Below are 21,637 nucleotides of genomic sequence, written 5' to 3'. Positions count from 1 at the left end.
TCATCCGGCGTCTGCGGACGCCGGATGAGCTTCCCGCTCCAGCCGATAGATCCAGTCATCGTAATCGACGCCGTTCAGATGATAGGCTTTCTCCAGCACCTGGGTGCGCACAAAGCCTTGCTTCTCCAGCAGGCGCGATGAGCCACGGTTTTCACCCAGCACCCAGGCATTGATGGCCTGCACCCCCAGGGTGGTGAAACCATACTCGCAGACCGCCCGCAGCGCTTCGCTGGCATAGCCTTTTCCCTGAGCCTGAGGCAGCAGCGCGTAGCCGACGTCAGCTTCGTGCGGATTTTTCGGGCTGATGCGGAGCCCAATATCGCCCAGCGCCTCGCCGAATTTATCGCGCAATACAAACACCCCGGGATCGGCACAGCGACTGACGAAGACGCTGCGCAGCGCCTCCTCGCTTAACACCTCCCCCATAAAACGCATCACCTGCGGATCCTGGCGCAGGCGCAGAAAAAAGGGCCAGTCATCGGTAACAAAGCGGGTAAGCGAAAGGCGTGGTGTGGTGATGGTCGTCATAAAGCAGTCAATACGCAGAAAGAAAAGCCTACCTTAGCACTTTGCTTTGCCAGGTAACACCGGCGAACCGGCCGGCTGGCGGTGAATTCAGGCGATTAAGGGCGCTGGTTGTCCTGAATATGGCGATGCTGCAGCGCCAGGGTGAGGCCATCAAGGCGTGGAGCATGAGCCAGCAGAATGGAATCAGAGGAGCCAATGCTCCCCTGTGTCAGCCATTAACTCAGCACATCCTTTAGCGCTTCGTCCAGATCGTACCAGCGGAAGGCGAAGCCGGCGGCCTCCAGACGCTTTGGCAGCGCGCGCTGGCCGCCGAGCACCAGGACGGCGGATTCCCCCATCAACAGGCGGATAGCGGCGGCGGGAACGCGGAAAATCGCCGGTCGATGGAGCGCATGACCCAGCGCATGGGCGAACTGCTCGTTATGCACCGGGTAGGGAGAAACCATATTGAACGGACCGCGCAGATCGTTATCCAGCAGCCACAGAATGCCGTTAACCATATCGTCGATATGGATCCAGGCCAGGTACTGTCTGCCATTGCCGATAGGCCCGCCGAGGCCGAGCTTAAAGGCGGGTGTCATTTTGCCGAGAATACCGCCCCGCGGAGCCAGTACCACGCCGGTGCGCAGCAGGCAGACGCGGGTGCGCTCGCTTTGCGCTTCGCAGGCAATTTGCTCCCAGCGGGCGCACAGCTTATGGGTAAACTCATTGTGCGGTGGCTCTTCTTCGGTCACCACCACCTCGCCGAGGTCGCCATAGTAGCCGATGGCAGACCCGCTGATCAGCACGGAGGGAGGGGTGTCGCTGGCGTGGATCAGGCCCACCAGCCGCTGCGTGAGATCCCAGCGGCTATGGCACAAGCGTTGTTTCTGCTCGGCCGTCCAGCGTTTATCAGCGATGGGTTCACCCGCCAGGTTGATGACGGCATCAATATCATTGAGGTGGTGATGGCCCTCGAAATCGCGCCACAGGGTGACGCGCGGATCGAGACGGGCGCGGGCGGTATCCGGATGTCGCGTGGAGACCGTGACGCTATGCCCGAGCTCCAGCAATCTGGGTATCAGATGTCGGCCAATCAGGCCGGTACCACCAGTAAGCAGGATCTTCATACCACCTCCCTGACATGGTTAGCGACGCCAGCTCATGGTCATGGACACCGAGTCGGCATAGCGCAGCGCATGAAGTTTATCAATCTCCACTTCAGCATATGTGACCCAGTGATGTTCGCATGCGATATTCAGCACATCCTGAGTTAATTTTTCCAGCAGCGAAAAACGGCCATTCTCAAGATGGCTGATTATGCGCTTGGTAATGGTGCGATAGTTCAGCGCATCATTGATGTCCTCGCTGTCGCGCGCTTTATCGGCAGGGTAGTGAATGGCTACATTCACTACCACGTCCTGGCGGTTGGCGATCTCTTCCTCTTTAATACCAATAAAAGTCCGCAGGCGCAGGTTCTTAATACGAATAATGGCGTCTGGTTGAGACATTGCAGGCTTCCTCCGTGGTGTAAGTCCTGCAATCATACAACAAAGCGCGACGGGCGAGCAGGGGGTTAATAAAGCTGAATTTTTAACATCGCTTCCGCCGTTGCCGGCCGCTGCTTAATGCGCTCATACCAGTTGTGCACCGCCGGATAGTTCGCCAGATCGATACGCTGTCGGACATGGCAGTTCACCCAGGGCCAGGCGGCGATGTCGGCGATACTGTAGTGGTCGCCGCCAAGCCACGGGCTGCATCCCAGACGCTGATTTAGCACCCCATACAGTCGTTGGGTTTCCACCTGAAAACGTTCAATAGCGTAGGGCACGGTTTGCGGCGCGGAGTGGGAAAAATGTTGATTTTGCCCCAGCATCGGCCCCAGCCCGCCGACCTGCCAGAACAGCCACTGCAGCGTGACGTAGCGTTCCCGCAGCTCGCCGCTCAGCAGCTTACCGCTTTTTTCCGCCAGATAGAGCAGGATGGCGCCTGACTCGAAAACGCTCAACGGCGCCCCGCCGTCAGCAGGCATGTGGTCGACGATAGCCGGAACTTTATTATTCGGCGAAATCGCCAGAAACTGCGGATGAAATTGTTCCCCTTTGCCGATATCGACCCGAATTAGCCGATAGGCTAGCTCCGCCTCTTCGAGGAACAGGGTGATTTTGTGGCCGTTTGGGGTGGGTGCATAGTAAAGATCGATCATAATATTTCCCGCCGTCGTGGGTCGCAAACTGTTCGAGTATAGGTGAAGCTGCGCCACCCGGGAGAAATTCCGCAAGCGACCCGGCAGCCAGGCGACGAGTCGTCCGCGCTCGAGCAGTGACATCGCCTGTAAGACAGGCTATGTTGGCTTATTGTCCTGTCTACCACCCTTGAGGAAGCTATGAGCCAGCCTGTCATTACCCTGTGGTCCGATGCCGATTTTTTCTCACCGTACGTGATGTCTGTCTATGTCGCTCTGCAGGAAAAAAGCCTGCCTTTTACCCTTAAAACCGTCGACCTGAACCGCGGCGAACATCTGCAGGCGGGCTGGACAGGCTATGCCGCCACCCGTCGCGTACCGCTGCTGGAGGTTGATGATTTCGCGCTAAGTGAGTCTTCGGCGATTACCGAGTATCTGGATGAGCGTTTTGCGCCGCCGGAGTGGGAGCGCATCTACCCGCATGATCTGCAAAAACGAGCCCGCGCCCGGCAGATCCAGGCCTGGCTGCGCAGCGATCTGATGCCAATTCGTGAAGAGCGATCCACCGCCGTGGTGTTTGACGGGGCGAAAATGCCGGACCTCAGCGAGGCCGGCAGGCAATCTGCGGAAAAGCTGTTTGCCACCGCCACCACGCTACTGGCCCACGGCGGGCAAAATTTATTTGGCGAATGGTCTATTGCCGACGCAGACCTGGCGCTGATGCTCAATCGCCTGGTTCTCAATGGCGATAAGGTACCGGAGGCGCTGGCTGATTATGCGTCTTTCCAGTGGCAGCGGGCCTCAATCCAGCGTTACGTGGCACTTTCCGCCAAACGCTGAGGCTGATAACCCGCCGCGCTTCCGCTATCATAGAGGCATCGTAACCAGTGGAGATGGAACCTATGAAGCTGATGTTTGCCTCCGATATTCATGGTTCGCTGCCCGCCACGGAACGCGTGCTTGAACGGTTCGCGCAAAGCGGCGCCAGGTGGCTGATCATACTCGGCGATGTGCTCAATCACGGTCCGCGCAACGCGCTGCCTGAGGGGTATGCGCCGGGTGAGGTGGCGGAGCGGTTGAACAGCGTGGCGGAACGCATTGTTGCCGTTCGCGGCAACTGCGACAGCGAAGTGGATCAGATGCTGCTTCGTTTTCCAATCACCGCGCCCTGGCAGCAGGTGCTTAGCGAACGCTATCGCCTGTTTCTGACCCACGGGCATCTCTATAGTCCGGATAATCTGCCGCCGCTGGCCGCTGGCGATGTCCTGGCATATGGCCATACTCATATACCGGTCGCGGAAAAACGCGGCGCAATTTACCTCTTTAATCCCGGCTCAGTGAGTATCCCGAAAGGGGGATATTCCGCCAGCTATGGGCTGCTGGATCAGGGGCGGCTGCAGGTTTTAGCACTCAATGATAATCAGGTTATTGCAGAGGTTGCAATTTACCCGTAATTTAGCCCTCAATCATAAAGACGCGCCGCGAGAGCGCATTTAAAGTAAGGTTTCCTGATGGCGGAACAGAATCATTTGGCAAGCACAGAATGGGTCGATATTGTTAATGAAAACAATGAGGTGATAGCACAGTCCAGCCGCGAGCAAATGCGCGCGCAGTGCCTGCGCCACCGGGCGACCTATATCGTCGTTCATGACGGAATGGGGAAAATTCTGGTGCAGCGACGCACCGAGACAAAAGACTTTCATCCGGGCATGCTGGATGCCACCGCTGGCGGCGTCGTGCAGGCTGATGAGCAGCTGCTGGAATCGGCCCGTCGCGAGGCGGAAGAGGAGTTAGGCATCGCCGGGGTGCCGTTTGCCGATCACGGCCAGTTTTATTACGAAGACAAATTCTGCCGCGTCTGGGGAAGTCTGTTCAGCTGCGTCTCCCACGGGCCGTTCGCCCTGCAGGAAGAAGAGGTCAGCGAGGTGTGCTGGTTAACGCCGGAAGAGATCACCGCCCGCTGCGATGAGTTCACGCCGGACTCCCTGAAAGCGCTGGCGCTGTGGATGACCCGCAACGCCGGTAATGAGTATGATGATGCGGAAGAGAGCGAGCGCGAATAAAGATCGCAAACGCGCGACAGCAATCGTCGCTCGCCTCCTGACGACAAAAAGGCAGCCATTCGGCTGCCTTTTGCTTTGACCACAGCGGCAGATTACTTCTGCTGCTGAGCCGATTGGATCGCGGTCAGTGCGATGGTATAGACGATATCGTCTACCAGCGCGCCACGGGACAGGTCGTTGACCGGCTTGCGCATACCCTGCAGCATCGGCCCGATGGAGATCAGGTCGGCAGAGCGCTGTACCGCTTTGTACGTGGTGTTACCGGTGTTCAGATCCGGGAAGATGAACACGGTCGCGCGGCCAGCTACCGGTGAGTTCGGCGCTTTGGACTTCGCTACGTCAGCCATTACCGCGGCGTCATACTGCAGCGGGCCGTCGATCATCAGGTCAGGACGTTTTTCCTGCGCCAGACGGGTCGCTTCGCGGACTTTCTCGACATCGCTACCCGCGCCGGAGGTACCGGTGGAGTAGGAGAGCATCGCCACGCGCGGTTCGATGCCGAAGGCAATCGCGGATTCAGCGGACTGAATAGCGATTTCCGCCAGCTGCTCGGCGGTCGGGTCCGGGTTGATCGCGCAGTCGCCGTAAACGTAAACCTGTTCCGGTAGCAGCATGAAGAACACGGAGGAGACCAGCGAGCTGCCCGGCGCGGTTTTGATCAGCTGCAGCGGCGGACGAATGGTGTTGGCAGTGGTGTGAACCGCGCCGGATACCAGACCGTCGACTTCGTCCTGTTCCAGCATCAGGGTGCCGAGAACCACGTTGTCTTCCAGCTGCTCACGCGCGACCGCTTCGGTCATGCCTTTGTTCTTACGCAGTTCGACCAGGCGACCCACATAGCTTTCGCGAACCACTTCCGGATCGACGATTTCAATGCCGGCGCCAAGCTCAACGCCCTGGGCCGCGGCTACGCGGTTGATCTCATCCGGGTTACCCAGCAGGACGCAGGTGGCGATCCCGCGTTCGGCACAAATCGCCGCCGCTTTCACGGTACGCGGTTCGTCGCCTTCCGGCAGAACGACACGTTTGCCGGCTTTGCGCGCCAGCTCGGTCAGCTGGTAGCGGAAGGCTGGCGGAGAGAGACGGCGGCTGCGCTCGGAGGTCGCGGTCAGCGATTCGATCCAGTCGGCGTTGATGTAGTTGGCCACGTATTCCTGAACTTTCTCGATACGCTCGTGATCGTCAACCGGTACTTCGAGGTTAAAGCTCTGCAGGCTCAGGGAGGTCTGCCAGGTGTTGGTGTTGACCATGAATACCGGCAGGCCGGTCGCGAAAGCGCGTTCACACAGCTTGCTGATGCGCGCGTCCATTTCATAGCCGCCGGTCAGCAGAATGGCGCCGATTTCCACGCCGTTCATTGCCGCCAGGCAGGCCGCAACCAGCACGTCAGGACGGTCTGCGGAGGTAACCAGCAGAGAACCAGGGCGGAAGTGTTCCAGCATGTGCGGGATGCTGCGCGCGCAGAAAGTCACGGATTTCACGCGGCGGGTATTGATATCGCCTTCGTTGATGATGGTCGCATTCAGATGGTGCGCCATGTCGATCGCGCGGGTCGCGATCAGATCGAAGCTCCATGGCACTGCGCCCAGCACCGGCAGCGTGCTGCCTTTCTGCAGCTGAGCCGGGTCAATCTTCACGATTTTTGCTTTCGACGAGTCGTCGAAAATTTCCGACAGGTCAGGACGGGTACGGCCCTGATCGTCGACAGGGGCATTCAGTTTGTTGACGATAACGCCGGTGATGCTGGTATTTTTGGCGCCGCCAAAGCTGTTACGGGTCAGTTCGATACGCTCGTTCAGCTGTTCTGGCGTGTCGGTGCCCTGAGACATCACGAAGACGATTTCAGCGTTCAGCGTTTTGGCGATTTCAAAGTTCAGCGCCTGGGCGAACTGATGCTTACGGGTCGGTACCAGGCCTTCCACCAGCACCACTTCCGCGTCCTGAGTATTCGCGTGGTAGTTGGCAATGATCTCTTCCATCAGCACATCTTTCTGATTGCTGGAGAGCAGAGACTCAACATGGCTCATCTTCAGCGGTTCAGCGGCGGTGGTGGTGGAGGAGCTGGCGCGAACGATGGTGGTGGTCTGGTCTGGGGCATCGCCACCGGAACGCGGCTGGGCGATAGGTTTAAAGACGCTCAGACGAACGCCTTTGCGTTCCATAGCGCGGATCACACCGAGGCTGACGCTGGTCAGACCTACGCTGGTACCGGTAGGAATTAACATGATAGTACGGGACACGGTATATCCTCTTTCGTTACCGCCAGTATCAGGCGGGATACAAAACAGCACCGCCAGCTATCCGTCATATTTCAAGTTGCACGTGCGTTGGCTCTACTTGCTCACCCCGGTGGCGTACGCGCTGTACGCGGCCGGGGTTTTGCTGTGTCGCCGCCTTCCTGCAGCTCGAATTATTGCGGGTCAGGGCTGGCGATGTGGAATTATGCGGTCAGACGGCTGGCGTCTTGCGCGATGACCAGCTCTTCGTTGGTCGGGATAACCACGGCAGGACGGGTGCCTTCTTTGTTGATGAAGCCAGACTTGCCGAAGCGGGCAGCAAGGTTACGCTCATGGTCAACTTCAAAGCCCAGTACGCCCAGTTTGCCCAGCGACAGCTCACGCACCATCGCGGCGTTTTCACCGATACCACCGGTGAAAATAACGGCGTCAAGACGGCCGTCCATCAGCGCGGTGTAGGAACCGATGTATTTCGCCAGGCGGTGGCAGTAAACGTCCATTGCGCGTTTAGCGTCGGCTTTTTCCTGATAGTTGTCTTCCACGTAGCGGCAGTCGCTGGTGACTTCGGTCAGACCCAGCAGGCCGGACTCTTTGGTCAGCATTTTGTTGATCGCGTCAACGCTCATGCCCAGGGTGTCGTGCAGATGGAAGATGATGGCCGGATCGATGTCACCGGAGCGGGTACCCATCACCAGGCCTTCCAGCGGGGTCAGACCCATGGAGGTGTCAACGCATTTACCGTTACGGATAGCGGAAACAGAACCACCGTTGCCGAGGTGGCAGGTGATGATGTTCAGCTCTTCCACCGGCTTGTTGAGGATCTTAGCGGCTTCCTGAGTCACGTAGAAGTGGCTGGTGCCGTGCGCGCCGTAACGACGAACGCCGTGCTCTTTGTACAGGCTGTACGGCAGGGCGTAGAGATAGGATTCTTCCGGCATGGTCTGATGGAACGCCGTATCGAATACAGCCACGTTTTTGTCTTTCAGGTGCGGGAAGGATTTCAGCGCTTCAGCGATGCCGATCAGGTGTGCCGGGTTGTGCAGCGGTGCGAAAGACGCGGCGTCTTTAATACCCTGAATTACGGACTCGTCGATCACCACGGAGCTGGTGTATTTTTCACCGCCGTGTACGATACGGTGGCCGATTGCGGTCAGCTGAGCAGACAGTTCTGGTTTTTGTGCCAGAATAGTGTTAACGATAAAGTTCAGCGCTTCACTGTGCGCGGCGCCCGCGCCTAACTCGGCTTCTTGTTTGCTGCCGTCCATTTTCCATTTGATACGGGCTTCCGGCAGGTGGAAGCATTCCGCTAAACCGGACAGATATTCGTCGCCGTTCACGGCGTCAAGGATAGCAAATTTCAGAGAGGAGCTACCGCAGTTCAGAACCAGTACTAACTTACTCGACATGGAAGTACCTTTTTATGATACGTGGCTAAAAAAACGTCAGTGTGTCATTAGCGTAGCGCAGGATGACCTCGACATTTATGATTAACATCATGCCTTGTTCTGTTTTCGGGCACGATGAGAGAAGTACATTTGATTTTATGCCATTTTGCATAATTTTCAGCCAATGGCAGAATATGCGATAATTTGACTAGCCTGGCAAAGAGTCTAACCGCCCTTTCAGGCGGGCACAGGATACCTGATTGCGGCATCCTTTGCCAAAATCTTTTGAACGATGTCATGCATAGTTGGTGTTTTGCACGAATTTTTTAAGTTTTATATGTAAAGTTGAGGTAAAGCCATGTCGACCCCTGAGAAACGCCCCGTTAGCTTCTTTAGCTTGTTCAACCGCGGGCAGCATTACGCAAAGACCTGGCCTCTCGACAAGCGCCTCGCGCCGGTGTTTATTGAAAACCGCATTATTCGTGCCACCCGCTATGCCATCCGCATCATGCCGCCAATCGCCATTTTTACCCTCTGCTGGCAGATAGCTCTTGGCGGCCAGCTGGGCCCCGCCGTCGCTACCGCGCTGTTTGCGCTGAGCCTGCCGATGCAGGGACTCTGGTGGTTGGGTAAGCGTTCGGTGACGCCGCTGCCGCCCTCCATTCTTAACTGGTTCTATGAAGTGCGCGGTAAACTGCAGGAGGCGGGGCAGGCGCTGGCACCGGTCGAAGGCAAGCCCGATTATCAGGCGCTGGCTGACACGCTTAAGCGCGCCTTCAAACAACTGGATAAAACTTTCCTTGATGATTTGTAATTCACTACGGAAAACGCATATAAAAGAAGGCGCATGATTTATGCGCCTTCTTTATTTCACGCCCTACCGTGCTACAGGAGTCACAACATGGAAATGACCAATGCGCAGCGTCTGATTTTATCCAATCAGTACAAAATGATGACGATGCTCGACCCGGATAATGCGGAACGCTACCGTCGTCTGCAAACCATCATAGAGCGTGGGTATGGGCTACAGATGCGTGAACTGGACCGCGAGTTTGGCCAGTTGACGGAAGAAACCTGCCGTACCGTTATTGATATCATGGAGATGTACCACGCGCTGCACGTCTCCTGGACCAACCTGAAAGACGCGGCGGGTATCGATGAACGCCGGGTCACCTTCCTCGGGTTTGATGCCGCCACCGAAGCGCGTTATCTCGGCTATGTGCGTTTTATGGTCAACGTTGAAGGCCGCTACAGCCATTTTGACGCCGGTACCCATGGCTTTAACTCGCAGACCCCGATGTGGGAGAAATATCAGCGGATGCTGAGCGTCTGGCACGCTTGCCCGCGCCAGTATCATCTGAGCAGTAATGAAATTAATCAAATTATCAACGCCTGAGGGAGGTGCCCGTGCAGTGTAAAGGTTTCCTGTTCGATTTAGACGGGACGCTGGTGGATTCCTTGCCGGTGGTGGAGCGTTCATGGTGCAAGTGGGGGGATCGTTTCGCCATTGACCATGATGAAATTCTCAGTTTTATTCACGGCAAGCAGGCCATTACCTCCATTCGCCATTTTATGCCGGGGCGCAGCGAGGAGGATATCCAGGCCGAATTTCGCTACCTCGAGCAGATAGAAGCCACTGATATTGAGGGTATCGTCGCGCTGCCGGGGGCATTAGCCCTGCTGAATACGCTCAATGAGGCCGGGATCCCGTGGGCGATTGTCACCTCCGGCTCGATTCCGGTTGCCCACGCGCGTCACCGCGCGGCGGGCCTGCCGATGCCTGAGGTGTTCGTCACCGCCGAGCAGGTGAAACACGGCAAACCGGCGCCGGACGCCTATCTGCTGGGCGCCGAGCGGCTGGGTCTGCCTGCCGGGGAGTGCGCGGTGGTGGAAGATGCGCCGGCGGGGCTCCTCTCCGGACTGGCGGCCGGCTGTCGCACTATCGCGGTCAACGTGCCCGCCGATGCCCCTCGCCTGGATGAAGCCGACCTCGTGCTGAGCAGCCTGGAAGATCTGGTGGTTGAACGCCAGACTGACGGCGTGGTAAATGTGCGTCTTAAAGCGTAAACCCATGATTTCGCCCCGCGTCGTCGGGGCTTTTTTATGCCACTATGTCGACTCCCACTTGTGACAAGGAAACGTTGTGAACGGTGAATTGATTTGGGTTTTATCCCTCCTGGCCATCGCGGTTGTGCTGTTTGCTACCGGCAAGGTGCGCATGGATGCTATCGCCCTGATGGTCATTGTCGCCTTTGTCCTCAGCGGAACGCTGACGTTAAATGAAGCTTTTTCCGGATTCAGCGATCCTAACGTGATCCTGATTGCCGCCCTGTTTATTATCGGCGATGGCCTGGTGCGCACCGGAGTCGCCACCAAAATGGGGGCATGGCTGGTGAGCGTAGCGGGGAACAGCGAAACCAAAATGCTGATCTACCTGATGCTCACCGTCGCCGGTCTGGGCGCGTTTATGAGCTCCACCGGGGTGGTCGCCATTTTCATCCCGGTGGTACTTAGCGTCTCGGCGCGGATGAATACCTCGCCATCGCGGCTGATGATGCCGCTGAGCTTCGCCGGGCTTATCAGCGGGATGATGACCCTGGTGGCGACGCCGCCCAACCTGGTGGTCAACAGTGAATTGCTGCGCGAGGGACTGCACGGCTTCAGCTTTTTCAGCGTCACGCCGATTGGCCTGGTGGTGCTGATCCTGGGCATCGTCTATATGCTGGCGGTGCGCTTTATGCTGAAGACGGATAATGGCGACTCCGCACGCGATGGGCGAAAAAGAAGCACCTTCCGCGATTTGATCCGCGAATATCACCTCACCGGCCGCGCTCGCCGGCTGGCCATCCGCCCGGGTTCGCCGATGATCGGTCAGCGGCTGGATGATTTAAAGCTGCGTGAGCGCTACTGCGCCAACGTGATCGGCGTTGAACGCTGGCGGCGGTTCCGCCGGGTAATTGTCAACGTCAACGGGGTATCGGAATTTCGCGCCCGCGACGTCCTGCTGATCGATATGTCCGCCTCCGATGTCGATTTACGCCAGTTCTGCGGCGAGCAAATGCTTGAGCCGATGGTATTGCGCGGCGAGTATTTTGCCGATCAGGCGCTGGATGTGGGGATGGCGGAGGTGGCGCTGATCCCGGATTCAGAGATGATTGGCAAAACGGTGCGTGAGATAGCCTTCCGCACCCGGTTTGGTCTCAATATCGTCGGCATGAAGCGCGATGGCAAAGCGATGGATGGTTCGGTGGTCGATGAGCCGCTGCAGCTCGGCGATATCCTGCTGGTGGTCGGCAACTGGCGGCAAATTGCCCTGCTGGCGAAGCGCGGCCGGGATTTCGTGGTACTCAATATGCCGGTTGAGGTCGATGACGCTTCGCCGGCCCACAGCCAGGCTCCGCATGCGATTTTCTGCCTGGTGCTGATGGTAGCCCTGATGCTCACCGATGAAATTCCCAACCCGATTGCCGCGATTATCGCCTGTCTGCTGATGGGCAAATTCCGCTGCATCAATGCCGAAAGCGCCTACAAGGCGATCCACTGGCCGAGCATTATTTTGATTGTTGGGATGATGCCGTTTGCCCTGGCGCTGCAAAAAACCGGCGGGGTGGATCTGGTGGTGAAGGGACTGATGGATGTCGCCGGAGGCGAGGGGCCTTATCTGATGCTCGGCTGCCTGTTCGTGATGTGCGCGGCGATTGGGCTGTTTATCTCAAACACCGCCACGGCGGTGCTGATGGCGCCTATTGCCTTAGCGGCGGCGAAGTCAATGGGCGTCTCACCCTATCCTTTTGCCATGGTGGTGGCGATGGCGGCTTCGGCGGCGTTTATGACCCCGGTCTCCTCGCCGGTTAACACCCTGGTGCTTGGCCCGGGCAAGTACTCATTTAGCGATTTTGTCAAAATAGGCGTGCCCTTTACCATACTGGTGATGGTGGTCTGCGTCCTGCTGATCCCGGTACTGTTTCCGTTTTAAGATATTCTGGCCGGGTAGAGCACAACCGCCGCCCGGTCAGAATCTTACAGCGGCGAATCCTGGCTAATTTCGTCCAGCGACAGCTGGAAGCTTGGGACGAACACCTGCATAAAGTAATCCATCTCCGCGCTGCGCCGCGATGCCAGGGTCTTTTCCAGCCGACCTTTGGCCAGCAGAAATTCGTTATTGCCTGCAGACAGCTCTTCGAGGCACTTCAGGTAAGCGCAGAGGGCGTCAGCCTGTTTGACGATCGACTGCTCTTCCTCACTGTAGTGATGCTCATCAATCAGCGGCTCGAAAATATCGCGCAGCTCGTCAGGGACCATATCCACCAGCTTTTGCTGAGCAATTTTTTCAATCGCCTTATATTCCTGGGCAATCTGCGAATTGAAATATTTCACCGGAGTAGGGAGATCGCCAGTTAGTACTTCCGAGGCGTCATGGTACATCGCCAGCAGGGCGATACGCTCGGCGTTGACCTGGCCGCCAAATTTGCGGTTTTTAATCGCCGCCAGCGCATGGGCGACCATCGCCACCTGCAGACTGTGTTCGGAGACATTTTCGGTGCGCACGTTGCGCATCAGCGGCCAGCGGTTAATCAGTTTCAGGCGGGAGAGGTGGGCAAAGAAATGACTCTGACTCATAGGGACCCTTAATCAGTGACAACATCGGGTTCCATTGTGCGCAGGGATCGCCGCCGGATGCAAATGCCGGCGGCGGCGCGATTAAAGCTGATGGTAGCCGGAGAGGAAGCGGCCAAAGCGGGAGATAGCCATCTCCAGGTCGTCTTCGCGCGGCAGGGTCACGATGCGTACGTGATCCGGCCACGGCCAGTTAAAGGCGGTGCCCTGCACCAGCAGGACTTTCTCCTGCAGCAGGAAGTCGAGCACCATTTTCTGGTCGTCATGAATATTGAAGCGTTTGGCATCGATTTTCGGGAACATATACAGCGCGCCTTTTGGCTTCACGCAGGAGACGCCCGGAATATCGTTGATAAGCTCCCAGGCGCGGTTGCGTTGTTCATACAGGCGTCCGCCGGGGATGATGAATTCGCTGATGCTCTGATAGCCGCCCAGCGCCGTCTGGATAGCATGCTGGGCCGGCACGTTGGCGCAAAGACGCATTGAAGCCAGCATCTCCAGCCCTTCGATATAGCCCTTCGCGTGTTTTTTCGGGCCATTCAACACCATCCAGCCCTGACGGAAGCCGGCAACGCGGTAGGTTTTCGACAATCCGTTAAAGGTCACCGTCAGCAGGTCCGGCGCCAGGGCGGCAATAGAGTGATGCTGGGCTTCGTCGTAGAGGATCTTGTCGTAAATTTCATCGGCGAAAATGATCAGATTATGCTGACGAGCGATCTCCACGATCTCCTGCAGCAATTCTTTGGAATAGACCGCGCCGGTGGGGTTGTTAGGGTTAATGATCACGATCCCGCGGGTGCGCGGTGTGATTTTTGCGCGGATGTCGTCCAGATCCGGAAACCAGTCAGAGGATTCGTCACACAGATAGTGCACCGCTTTGCCGCTGGAAAGCGACACCGCCGCCGTCCACAGCGGGTAGTCCGGGGCGGGAACCAGCATCTCATCGCCGCTGTTTAACAGCGCCTGCATCGCCTGCACAATCAGCTCGGACACGCCGTTGCCGATATAGATGTCTTCCACCGTGACATCGCGCATACCCCGGGCCTGGTAATGCTGCATGATAGCTTTACGCGCCGAGTACAATCCTTTCGAATCGCAGTAACCCTGGGCGGTAGGCAAATTGCGGATGACGTCGACGAGGATCTCGTCAGGGGCCTCGAAGCCGAATGGCGCCGGGTTGCCGATGTTCAGTTTCAGAACCTTATTGCCTTCTTCTTCAAGACGTTTGGCTTCTTTCAGAACCGGGCCGCGGATGTCATAACAGACGTTCTCTAACTTGCTGGATTTTTCGATGGGGGACATGAATCTTGACCTTTTAGCTGTTATCGCCACTCCCTGCCGTGGAAGTCAGCACGGAACAATGTACTCCCCCTCCCCGCTGTTTTGAAGGCTTTGCAGGAGAAGATTTTGCTAACGCCGGATTTTAAGTGCAATTGATTTATCTACCGATTGCGGATTTGGTCTGTAGCTTATGCCTTTTTATGTCGATTTTTTGGTCTTAAATATAGATTTAATAGCGATTTTGCCATCATTTATCTCGTTTGTTTGCCCGGTAATATGGGGAGGGAGAAGGGGGAGTCGCTAAAAAACGCTATCCTGCATACAAGCGCGATTGGCTTGTAATTTTGATGTTAAATAATTTTAATAAAAAACAGCGTGCGACCACATTATTATTATTTTTAGCGGGTAATAATCTGAGGTTTGTTAATTAATATAAAATGTTGAAAAAAATTTAAAATTGTCTCAGTTAATCCTTATTAAGGCTTATAAAAAGGAGGGGGATAGGTTAGAATATCACCGTTAATATCCGTGTTAACCGCCAAGAACTGCGGTTGCATTGAGAATTAATATATTGTTATTACAGGATTTTATTGTTCCTTTTCTGCCGGAAAGCTACGCCAGAAGAGCGATTTTCTCAGCATCACTGACCGGGTTCCCGCGGCGACGTATGGCGCCTGGCTGGTCGTGGTAATAAATAATAATGAGAAATACGAACAATATATTACTCCGCAGTTCTGCGCATTTGCCCAGACGAGTACTTTGGCATGTAATAACGTTCGTCCAGTTGTTTATCCGCCGTCAGACGGTGAGCACGAGGCTCAGGGAATAGCCGGAAACCTGGCGTAAAGCATCAACAAGGCAGGTCAGCGTTAGCCACCTGTAAGTGAAGAAAGATGATTAATACAACTCGTCCCATACTCAACCTCGATCTCGATCTGCTGCGTACCTTTGTCGCGGTCGCTGATTTGAACACTTTTGCCGCCGCCGCCGCCGCAGTGTGTCGTACTCAGTCCGCGGTCAGTCAGCAAATGCAACGCCTGGAACAGCTGGTGGGCAAAGAGCTTTTCGCCCGCCACGGCCGCAATAAGCTGCTGACCGAGCAGGGGATCCAGCTGCTGGGCTATGCCCGCAAAATTCTCCGTTTTAACGATGAAGCCTGTATGTCGCTGATGTATGGCAGCCTGCAGGGGGCTCTGAGCATCGGTGCGTCAGAAGAAACGGCTGACACCATCCTGCCGTTTTTGTTAAACCGCATCGGCTGTTTCTATCCCAGAATGACGTTGGAGATCAAAGTTCACCCCCATGCCGCCATCATGGAGATGCTGGCCGAGGGGCTGGTCGATCTGGCGTTGACCACCCATCAGCCTCCCGGCTTTACCTCTTTCACCCTGAGAACATCACCTACTCTCTGGTATTGTGCAGCGGAATATGTGCTGGCGAAGGGGGAATCTATCCCCCTGATCCTGCTCGAAGAGCCAAGTCCATTCCGCCAGGATATTATCGCCGCGCTGGAAACTGCTCGCGTCAGTTGGCATCTGGCCCACGGAGCTTCCTCGCTATCGGGCGTGAAAGCGGCGGTGAAGGCCGGGCTGGGCGTGACGGCGCGCCCGGTCGAAATGATGAGCCCGGATCTACGCGTGGCTGGCATCAGTGAGGGGTTACCGGCGTTGCCGGACACCCGGTACGTCGTCAGCTGCAATCCGCGGACGGTGAGCGAACTGCCGCAGGCGATTTTTCAGTCTCTGAGCCAGGAGATCCATCCCTGGGAAACGGGCACAGCACTTACTCCGGAAGAGGGAGGGAATACCTTGGTTTTGTAAGGGTATTCTTGCTAACAAAGATCACAAAAACTGGTAACAGAATGTAAGTGCCCAAAAAGAGCCTCAGGAGTTGGTTTCCCGCCTGGCGGCTCTTTTTTTTGCACTCTTATTGATGTTTTGAATCTTTTTTGTATTTCTTTGCAGAAAAATCAGCGTATTGGCGTGACAAGGCGCTCAGCTTGTCGACTTTTCCCTGCACTTTCAACACTTCCTGCTAATGTTAAAAAACCGGATGGATTGTTGCCGATTTCCTGGGGTAATTAACAAAACCGTGTCGCAGATCAAGAAAATACCCCTCTTTGGGGGGAGGAATCGAGGCTAAATCCTGTCAAAATAGAAGGGATTTTTGATTTACGACGGAAACGGACACGATTCAACAACACTAAAACCGAACAGTATGCAAGGTTATTTCGCAGAAAAGGGCATTTAATGTTAATGAAAAGATTCCAATGTAAATTAATGTTATGAAAACTTTTGTTAAAGTTGACAAAAGGTTAAAGAAAGGGGTAAAAAGCCACGGCATCTGGGCTTCTCACATCGACCAGGGACGCTTTTTTGCACGGTTATTTTTTATTCCTCCCGTGAAACGCTGTGGCGTTCATCTGCCAATAAGAGCAGAGGGTTTTGGCGCTACACTTTTTTGGTTAAGCAATGCGTATGTCAACATCCACTGAAGTCATCGCTCATCATTGGGCATTCGCTATATTTCTCATCATCGCTATCGGCCTGTGCTGCCTCATGCTCGTCGGCGGCTGGTACCTTGGCGGTCGCGCGCGCGCGCGTAGTAAAAACACGCCGTTTGAATCGGGGATCGACTCCGTCGGTTCGGCCCGCTTACGTCTTTCTGCGAAGTTTTATCTGGTTGCCATGTTCTTCGTTATCTTCGACGTGGAAGCCCTGTATCTCTACGCATGGTCGACCTCTATCCGCGAGAGCGGCTGGGTCGGCTTTGTGGAAGCCGCAATTTTCATTTTAGTGCTACTGGCTGGTCTGGTTTATCTCGTTCGCATCGGCGCACTGGACTGGACGCCTGCGCGTTCCCGTCGCACGCTGGTTAACCCGGAAACAGACAGTCCCACTAACCGTCATATGCAGTAAAAGCGAGGCAATAAGATGGATTATACGCTCACCCGCATAGATCCTAACGGTGAGAACGACCGTTACCCCCTGCAGAAACAGGAGATCGTTACCGATCCTCTGGAGCAGGAAGTCAATAAAAGCGTGTATATGGGGAAACTCGAACACGCGCTGCATGACATGGTGAACTGGGGCCGTAAGAACTCAATTTGGCCGTACAACTTCGGCCTTTCTTGCTGTTATGTGGAAATGGTGACGTCATTCACTGCGGTGCATGACGTTGCGCGTTTTGGGGCAGAAGTTCTGCGCGCCTCTCCGCGTCAGGCGGACCTGATGGTGGTCGCGGGAACATGCTTTACCAAAATGGCGCCGGTTATTCAGCGTCTCTACGATCAGATGCTGGAGCCGAAGTGGGTGATCTCCATGGGCGCCTGCGCCAACTCAGGCGGGATGTACGACATCTATTCCGTCGTCCAGGGCGTGGATAAATTCATTCCGGTCGATGTGTACATCCCGGGCTGCCCGCCGCGTCCGGAGGCCTATATGCAGGCGCTGATGCTGCTGCAGGAGTCCATTGGTAAAGAACGTCGTCCGCTCTCATGGGTGGTTGGCGATCAGGGCGTTTATCGCGCCAATATGCAGTCGGAACGCGAGCGTAAACGCGGCGAACGTATTGCAGTGACCAATCTGCGGACGCCGGACGAGATTTAATTTGCGCCTGCGGGCGGGAGAACCACTTCGCAAATCAATCTACAACAGCGCGAAGTCTCGCCGGCAGTCACCACGGACCTTTTGCAATGGTGAACAATATGACCGATTTAACCGCGCATGACGCCGCACCAGCCTGGCAAACCCGCGATCACCTTGATGACCCGGTGATTGGCGAACTGCGCAACCGCTTTGGGCCGGATGCCTTTACCGTTCAGCCAACCCGTACCGGCGTACCGGTGGTATGGGTGAAGCGTGAACAGCTGCTGGAGGTGGGTGATTTCCTGAAGAAATTGCCGAAGCCTTACGTGATGCTGTTTGACCTGCACGGCATGGACGAACGTCTGCGCACGCACCGCGATGGCCTGCCCGCCGCGGATTTTTCCGTTTTCTATCACCTGATCTCCATCGATCGCAACCGCGACATCATGCTCAAGGTGGCGCTGTCGGAAAACGATCTGCATCTGCCGACCTTCACCAAACTGTTCCCCAACGCCAACTGGTATGAGCGTGAAACCTGGGAAATGTTTGGCATTACCTTCGATGGTCACCCGAACCTGCGTCGCATCATGATGCCGCCGACCTGGGAAGGTCACCCGCTGCGTAAAGATTATCCGGCGCGCGCCACCGAGTTCGACCCGTTTGAGCTGACCAAAGCCAAACAGGATCTGGAGATGGAGGCGCTGACCTTTAAACCGGAAGAGTGGGGCATGAAGCGCGGCACCGACAACGAGGACTTCATGTTCCTCAACCTCGGTCCGAACCACCCATCGGCGCATGGTGCGTTCCGCATTATTCTGCAACTGGACGGCGAAGAGATCGTCGACTGCGTACCGGATATCGGTTATCACCACCGCGGCGCCGAGAAGATGGGCGAGCGTCAGTCCTGGCACAGCTACATCCCGTATACCGACCGTATTGAATATCTCGGCGGCTGCGTCAACGAGATGCCGTACGTGCTGGCGGTGGAAAAACTGGCTGGGATCACCGTACCGGATCGCGTGAACGTGATCCGCGTGATGCTCTCCGAGCTGTTCCGCATCAACAGCCACCTGCTGTATATCTCGACCTTTATTCAGGACGTCGGCGCGATGACGCCGGTCTTCTTCGCCTTTACCGATCGGCAGAAAATTTACGATCTGGTGGAAGCGATTACCGGGTTCCGTATGCACCCGGCGTGGTTCCGCATCGGCGGCGTCGCGCACGATCTGCCGCGTGGCTGGGATCGCCTGCTGCGTGAGTTCCTCGAGTGGATGCCGAAGCGTCTGGACTCCTATGAGAAGGCCGCCTTGCGCAACACCATTCTGAAAGGCCGTTCCGTCGGCGTGGCAGCCTATACCGCCAAAGAGGCGCTGGAGTGGGGCACCACCGGCGCAGGCCTGCGCGCCACCGGTATCGACTTCGACGTGCGTAAATGGCGTCCTTACTCTGGCTATGAAAACTTCGACTTCGAAGTCCCGACCGGGGGGGGCGTCTCTGACTGCTACACCCGCGTGATGCTGAAAGTAGAAGAGCTGCGCCAGAGTCTGCGCATTCTTCAGCAGTGCCTCGATAACATGCCGGAAGGCCCGTTCAAAGCGGATCACCCGCTGACCACGCCGCCCCCGAAAGAGCGCACGCTGCAGCATATCGAAACCCTGATCACCCACTTCCTACAGGTATCGTGGGGCCCGGTGATGCCGGCCAACGAATCTTTCCAGATGATTGAGGCGACCAAAGGGATCAACAGTTACTACCTGACCAGCGACGGCAGCACCATGAGCTACCGTACCCGCGTGCGTACGCCGAGCTTTGCGCACCTGCAGCAGATCCCGTCGGCGATCCGCGGCAGCCTGGTATCCGACCTGATCGTCTATCTGGGTAGTATCGATTTTGTTATGTCAGACGTGGACCGCTAATTATGCACGAGAATCAACAACCACAAACCGAGGCTTTTGAGCTGAGTGCGGCAGAGCGTGAGGCTATTGAGCACGAGAAGCACCACTACGAAGACCCGCGTGCGGCGTCCATCGAAGCGCTGAAAATCGTTCAGAAACAGCGCGGCTGGGTGCCGGATGGCGCGATCTACGCTATCGCCGATGTGCTGGGGATCCCGGCCAGCGACGTGGAAGGCGTGGCGACGTTCTACAGCCAGATTTTCCGCCAGCCGGTTGGCCGTCACGTGATCCGCTACTGCGACAGCGTGGTATGCCACATCACCGGCTATCAGGGTATTCAGGCCGCCATTGAGAAGAAACTGAATATCAAGCCGGGGCAGACCACCTTTGATGGCCGCTTTACCCTGCTGCCGACCTGCTGCCTGGGTAACTGCGACAAGGGACCGACCATGATGATTGATGAGGATACTCACAGCCATCTGACGCCGGAGGCAATTCCTGACCTGCTGGAGCAGTACAAATGAAAACCGTAATTCGTACTGCGGAAACGCATCCGCTCACCTGGCGCCTGCGCGACGACAAGCAGCCGGTGTGGCTGGACGAGTATCGCAGTAAAAATGGCTATGAAGGGGCGCGTAAAGCCCTGACCGGGATGGCCCCGGATGAGATTGTCACGGCGGTAAAAGACGCTGGCCTGAAAGGGCGCGGCGGCGCGGGCTTCTCCACTGGTCTGAAGTGGAGCCTGATGCCGAAAGACGAATCCATGAACATCCGTTACCTGCTGTGTAACGCCGATGAAATGGAGCCGGGCACCTATAAAGACCGCCTGCTGATGGAGCAGCTGCCGCACCTGCTGGTGGAAGGCATGCTGATCTCCGCGTTTGCGCTGAAAGCGTACCGCGGCTACATCTTCCTGCGCGGGGAATATATTGAAGCGGCCCAGCATCTGCGTCGCGCGATTGCTGAAGCCACCGAAGCGGGTCTGTTGGGGAAAAACATCCTCGGCACCGGGTTTGACTTCGAGCTGTTCGTGCACACCGGGGCAGGGCGCTATATCTGCGGCGAAGAGACGGCGCTGATCAACTCTCTGGAAGGCCGCCGCGCCAACCCGCGATCCAAGCCGCCGTTCCCGGCGAGCTCCGGCGTCTGGGGCAAGCCGACCTGCGTCAACAACGTAGAAACCCTGTGCAACGTGCCAGCGATCCTCGCCAACGGCGTCGAGTGGTACCAGAACATTTCCACCAGCAAAGATGCTGGCACCAAGCTGATGGGCTTCTCCGGTCGGGTGAAGAATCCGGGCGTCTGGGAGCTGCCGTTCGGCACCACTGCCCGCGAGATCCTCGAAGATTACGCCGGCGGTATGCGCGATGGCCTGAAGTTTAAAGCCTGGCAACCGGGCGGAGCAGGGACCGACTTCCTCACCGAAGCGCACCTCGATCTGCCGATGGAATTCGAAAGCATTGGTAAAGCGGGCAGCCGTCTGGGCACCTCGCTGGCGATGGCCGTTGACCACGAGATCAACATGGTCTCGCTGGTGCGCAACCTTGAAGAGTTCTTTGCCCGCGAGTCCTGCGGCTGGTGTACGCCGTGCCGCGATGGTCTGCCGTGGAGCGTGAAGATCCTGCGCGCCCTGGAGCGCGGCGAAGGCCAGCCTGGCGATATCGAAACCCTTGAGCAACTGTGTCGATTCCTGGGCCCGGGTAAAACCTTCTGCGCGCACGCGCCGGGCGCGGTCGAGCCGCTACAGAGCGCGATTAAATATTTCCGCGAAGAATTCGAGGCTGGCATTAAGCAGCAGTTCAGCAATACCCATGCAATCAACGGGATTCAGCCGAACCTGCTTAAGACGCGCTGGTAATCTAAAGGTTTTTTATTTTTGG

22 protein-coding genes are annotated in these 21,637 nt (G+C 56.5%); 14 read left to right on the top strand and 8 right to left on the bottom strand.

Annotation, left to right across the window (positions count from 1 at the left end):
• Positions 1 to 528: a GNAT family N-acetyltransferase gene (locus HMPREF3140_RS00740; RefSeq protein ID WP_004140943.1), complete on the bottom strand. Its 528-nt coding sequence runs from the start codon at positions 526 to 528 to the stop codon at positions 1 to 3.
• 119 nt (positions 529 to 647) lie between these two features.
• Between HMPREF3140_RS00740 and HMPREF3140_RS28520 the strand changes: the two genes are divergently transcribed.
• The gene (locus HMPREF3140_RS28520) at positions 648 to 764 is read left to right on the top strand and encodes a hypothetical protein (RefSeq protein WP_014343361.1); all 117 of its coding nucleotides are present in this window, start codon (positions 648 to 650) and stop codon (positions 762 to 764) included.
• Here HMPREF3140_RS28520 and HMPREF3140_RS00730 read toward each other — a convergent pair.
• The 3 genes from HMPREF3140_RS00730 to yfcG form a co-directional block, all read right to left on the bottom strand.
• Positions 744 to 1,637 (bottom strand): TIGR01777 family oxidoreductase, encoded by an 894-nt coding sequence (locus HMPREF3140_RS00730; RefSeq protein WP_002913203.1) that lies wholly within the window; start codon positions 1,635 to 1,637, stop codon positions 744 to 746. The genes HMPREF3140_RS28520 and HMPREF3140_RS00730 overlap by 21 nt on opposite strands.
• Before the next feature lie 18 nt (positions 1,638 to 1,655).
• Positions 1,656 to 2,018, bottom strand: coding sequence for a dihydroneopterin triphosphate 2'-epimerase (gene folX / locus HMPREF3140_RS00725; protein ID WP_002913200.1), 363 nt, complete (start codon positions 2,016 to 2,018; stop codon positions 1,656 to 1,658).
• A 65-nt stretch (positions 2,019 to 2,083) separates the two neighbouring features.
• Positions 2,084 to 2,713 (bottom strand): GSH-dependent disulfide bond oxidoreductase, encoded by a 630-nt coding sequence (yfcG, locus tag HMPREF3140_RS00720; RefSeq protein WP_004174988.1) that lies wholly within the window; start codon positions 2,711 to 2,713, stop codon positions 2,084 to 2,086.
• 180 nt (positions 2,714 to 2,893) lie between these two features.
• Here yfcG and yfcF point away from each other — a divergent pair, with 180 nt between their 5' ends.
• From yfcF to yfcD, 3 genes are all read left to right on the top strand, one after another.
• The gene (gene yfcF, locus HMPREF3140_RS00715) at positions 2,894 to 3,532 is read left to right on the top strand and encodes a glutathione transferase (RefSeq protein WP_004180746.1); all 639 of its coding nucleotides are present in this window, start codon (positions 2,894 to 2,896) and stop codon (positions 3,530 to 3,532) included.
• 62 nt (positions 3,533 to 3,594) lie between these two features.
• Positions 3,595 to 4,146, top strand: a complete 552-nt coding sequence (gene yfcE / locus HMPREF3140_RS00710; RefSeq protein WP_004899586.1) for a phosphodiesterase — start codon at positions 3,595 to 3,597, stop codon at positions 4,144 to 4,146.
• A 57-nt stretch (positions 4,147 to 4,203) separates the two neighbouring features.
• Complete coding sequence (gene yfcD / locus HMPREF3140_RS00705; RefSeq protein WP_002913197.1) at positions 4,204 to 4,755, top strand: NUDIX hydrolase YfcD; 552 nt, start codon at positions 4,204 to 4,206, stop codon at positions 4,753 to 4,755.
• A gap of 92 nt (positions 4,756 to 4,847) precedes the next feature.
• On the opposite strand, the gene pta is transcribed toward yfcD, so the two are convergent.
• Together pta and ackA are read right to left on the bottom strand one after the other, a co-directional pair.
• Entirely contained in the window at positions 4,848 to 6,995 is a 2,148-nt protein-coding gene (gene pta, locus HMPREF3140_RS00700) for a phosphate acetyltransferase (RefSeq protein WP_002913196.1), read from the bottom strand.
• A gap of 200 nt (positions 6,996 to 7,195) precedes the next feature.
• Entirely contained in the window at positions 7,196 to 8,398 is a 1,203-nt protein-coding gene (ackA, locus tag HMPREF3140_RS00695; RefSeq protein WP_002913195.1) for an acetate kinase, read from the bottom strand.
• Between the two features lie 337 nt (positions 8,399 to 8,735).
• Here ackA and yfbV point away from each other — a divergent pair, with 337 nt between their 5' ends.
• From yfbV to HMPREF3140_RS00675, 4 genes are all read left to right on the top strand, one after another.
• Positions 8,736 to 9,191: a terminus macrodomain insulation protein YfbV gene (gene yfbV / locus HMPREF3140_RS00690; RefSeq protein ID WP_002913194.1), complete on the top strand. Its 456-nt coding sequence runs from the start codon at positions 8,736 to 8,738 to the stop codon at positions 9,189 to 9,191.
• 87 nt (positions 9,192 to 9,278) lie between these two features.
• Positions 9,279 to 9,773 carry a YfbU family protein gene (locus HMPREF3140_RS00685; protein WP_002913193.1) on the top strand — a complete coding sequence of 165 codons (495 nt, stop codon included), beginning with the start codon at positions 9,279 to 9,281 and terminating at the stop codon, positions 9,771 to 9,773.
• Between the two features lie 11 nt (positions 9,774 to 9,784).
• Positions 9,785 to 10,444: a sugar phosphatase gene (locus tag HMPREF3140_RS00680; protein ID WP_004174996.1), complete on the top strand. Its 660-nt coding sequence runs from the start codon at positions 9,785 to 9,787 to the stop codon at positions 10,442 to 10,444.
• Between the two features lie 76 nt (positions 10,445 to 10,520).
• Positions 10,521 to 12,353: an SLC13 family permease gene (locus HMPREF3140_RS00675; RefSeq protein WP_004180741.1), complete on the top strand. Its 1,833-nt coding sequence runs from the start codon at positions 10,521 to 10,523 to the stop codon at positions 12,351 to 12,353.
• A gap of 44 nt (positions 12,354 to 12,397) precedes the next feature.
• Here the strand turns inward: HMPREF3140_RS00675 and yfbR are convergent, their stop codons facing one another.
• Positions 12,398 to 12,997: a 5'-deoxynucleotidase gene (gene yfbR, locus HMPREF3140_RS00670; RefSeq protein WP_002913188.1), complete on the bottom strand. Its 600-nt coding sequence runs from the start codon at positions 12,995 to 12,997 to the stop codon at positions 12,398 to 12,400.
• Between the two features lie 81 nt (positions 12,998 to 13,078).
• On the bottom strand, positions 13,079 to 14,296 hold the full coding sequence (gene alaA / locus HMPREF3140_RS00665) for an alanine transaminase AlaA (RefSeq protein WP_002913185.1): 1,218 nt from the start codon (positions 14,294 to 14,296) through the stop codon (positions 13,079 to 13,081).
• Positions 14,297 to 15,168: 872 nt separating this feature from the next.
• On the opposite strand from alaA, the gene HMPREF3140_RS00660 reads away from it, so the two are divergent.
• From HMPREF3140_RS00660 to nuoF, 6 genes are all read left to right on the top strand, one after another.
• The gene (locus HMPREF3140_RS00660; RefSeq protein ID WP_002913183.1) at positions 15,169 to 16,095 is read left to right on the top strand and encodes a LysR family transcriptional regulator; all 927 of its coding nucleotides are present in this window, start codon (positions 15,169 to 15,171) and stop codon (positions 16,093 to 16,095) included.
• A 651-nt stretch (positions 16,096 to 16,746) separates the two neighbouring features.
• Positions 16,747 to 17,193, top strand: coding sequence for an NADH-quinone oxidoreductase subunit NuoA (nuoA, locus tag HMPREF3140_RS00650; protein ID WP_002913181.1), 447 nt, complete (start codon positions 16,747 to 16,749; stop codon positions 17,191 to 17,193).
• Positions 17,194 to 17,208: 15 nt separating this feature from the next.
• The gene (nuoB, locus tag HMPREF3140_RS00645) at positions 17,209 to 17,883 is read left to right on the top strand and encodes an NADH-quinone oxidoreductase subunit NuoB (RefSeq protein WP_002913178.1); all 675 of its coding nucleotides are present in this window, start codon (positions 17,209 to 17,211) and stop codon (positions 17,881 to 17,883) included.
• Between the two features lie 86 nt (positions 17,884 to 17,969).
• On the top strand, positions 17,970 to 19,778 hold the full coding sequence (nuoC, locus tag HMPREF3140_RS00640) for an NADH-quinone oxidoreductase subunit C/D (RefSeq protein WP_002913162.1): 1,809 nt from the start codon (positions 17,970 to 17,972) through the stop codon (positions 19,776 to 19,778).
• A 2-nt stretch (positions 19,779 to 19,780) separates the two neighbouring features.
• Positions 19,781 to 20,281: an NADH-quinone oxidoreductase subunit NuoE gene (nuoE, locus tag HMPREF3140_RS00635; RefSeq protein WP_002913160.1), complete on the top strand. Its 501-nt coding sequence runs from the start codon at positions 19,781 to 19,783 to the stop codon at positions 20,279 to 20,281.
• The gene (gene nuoF, locus HMPREF3140_RS00630) at positions 20,278 to 21,615 is read left to right on the top strand and encodes an NADH-quinone oxidoreductase subunit NuoF (RefSeq protein ID WP_002913158.1); all 1,338 of its coding nucleotides are present in this window, start codon (positions 20,278 to 20,280) and stop codon (positions 21,613 to 21,615) included. The genes nuoE and nuoF overlap by 4 nt, the downstream gene beginning before the upstream one ends.
• Positions 21,616 to 21,637 lie beyond the last annotated feature (22 nt).

The organism is Klebsiella sp. HMSC16A12, assembly GCF_001808265.1.
Classification (GTDB): Bacteria; Pseudomonadota; Gammaproteobacteria; order Enterobacterales; family Enterobacteriaceae; genus Klebsiella; species Klebsiella pneumoniae.
The sequence above is the reverse complement of the archived record's forward strand: the minus strand, read 5'-3'. Positions and strand labels throughout refer to the sequence as shown.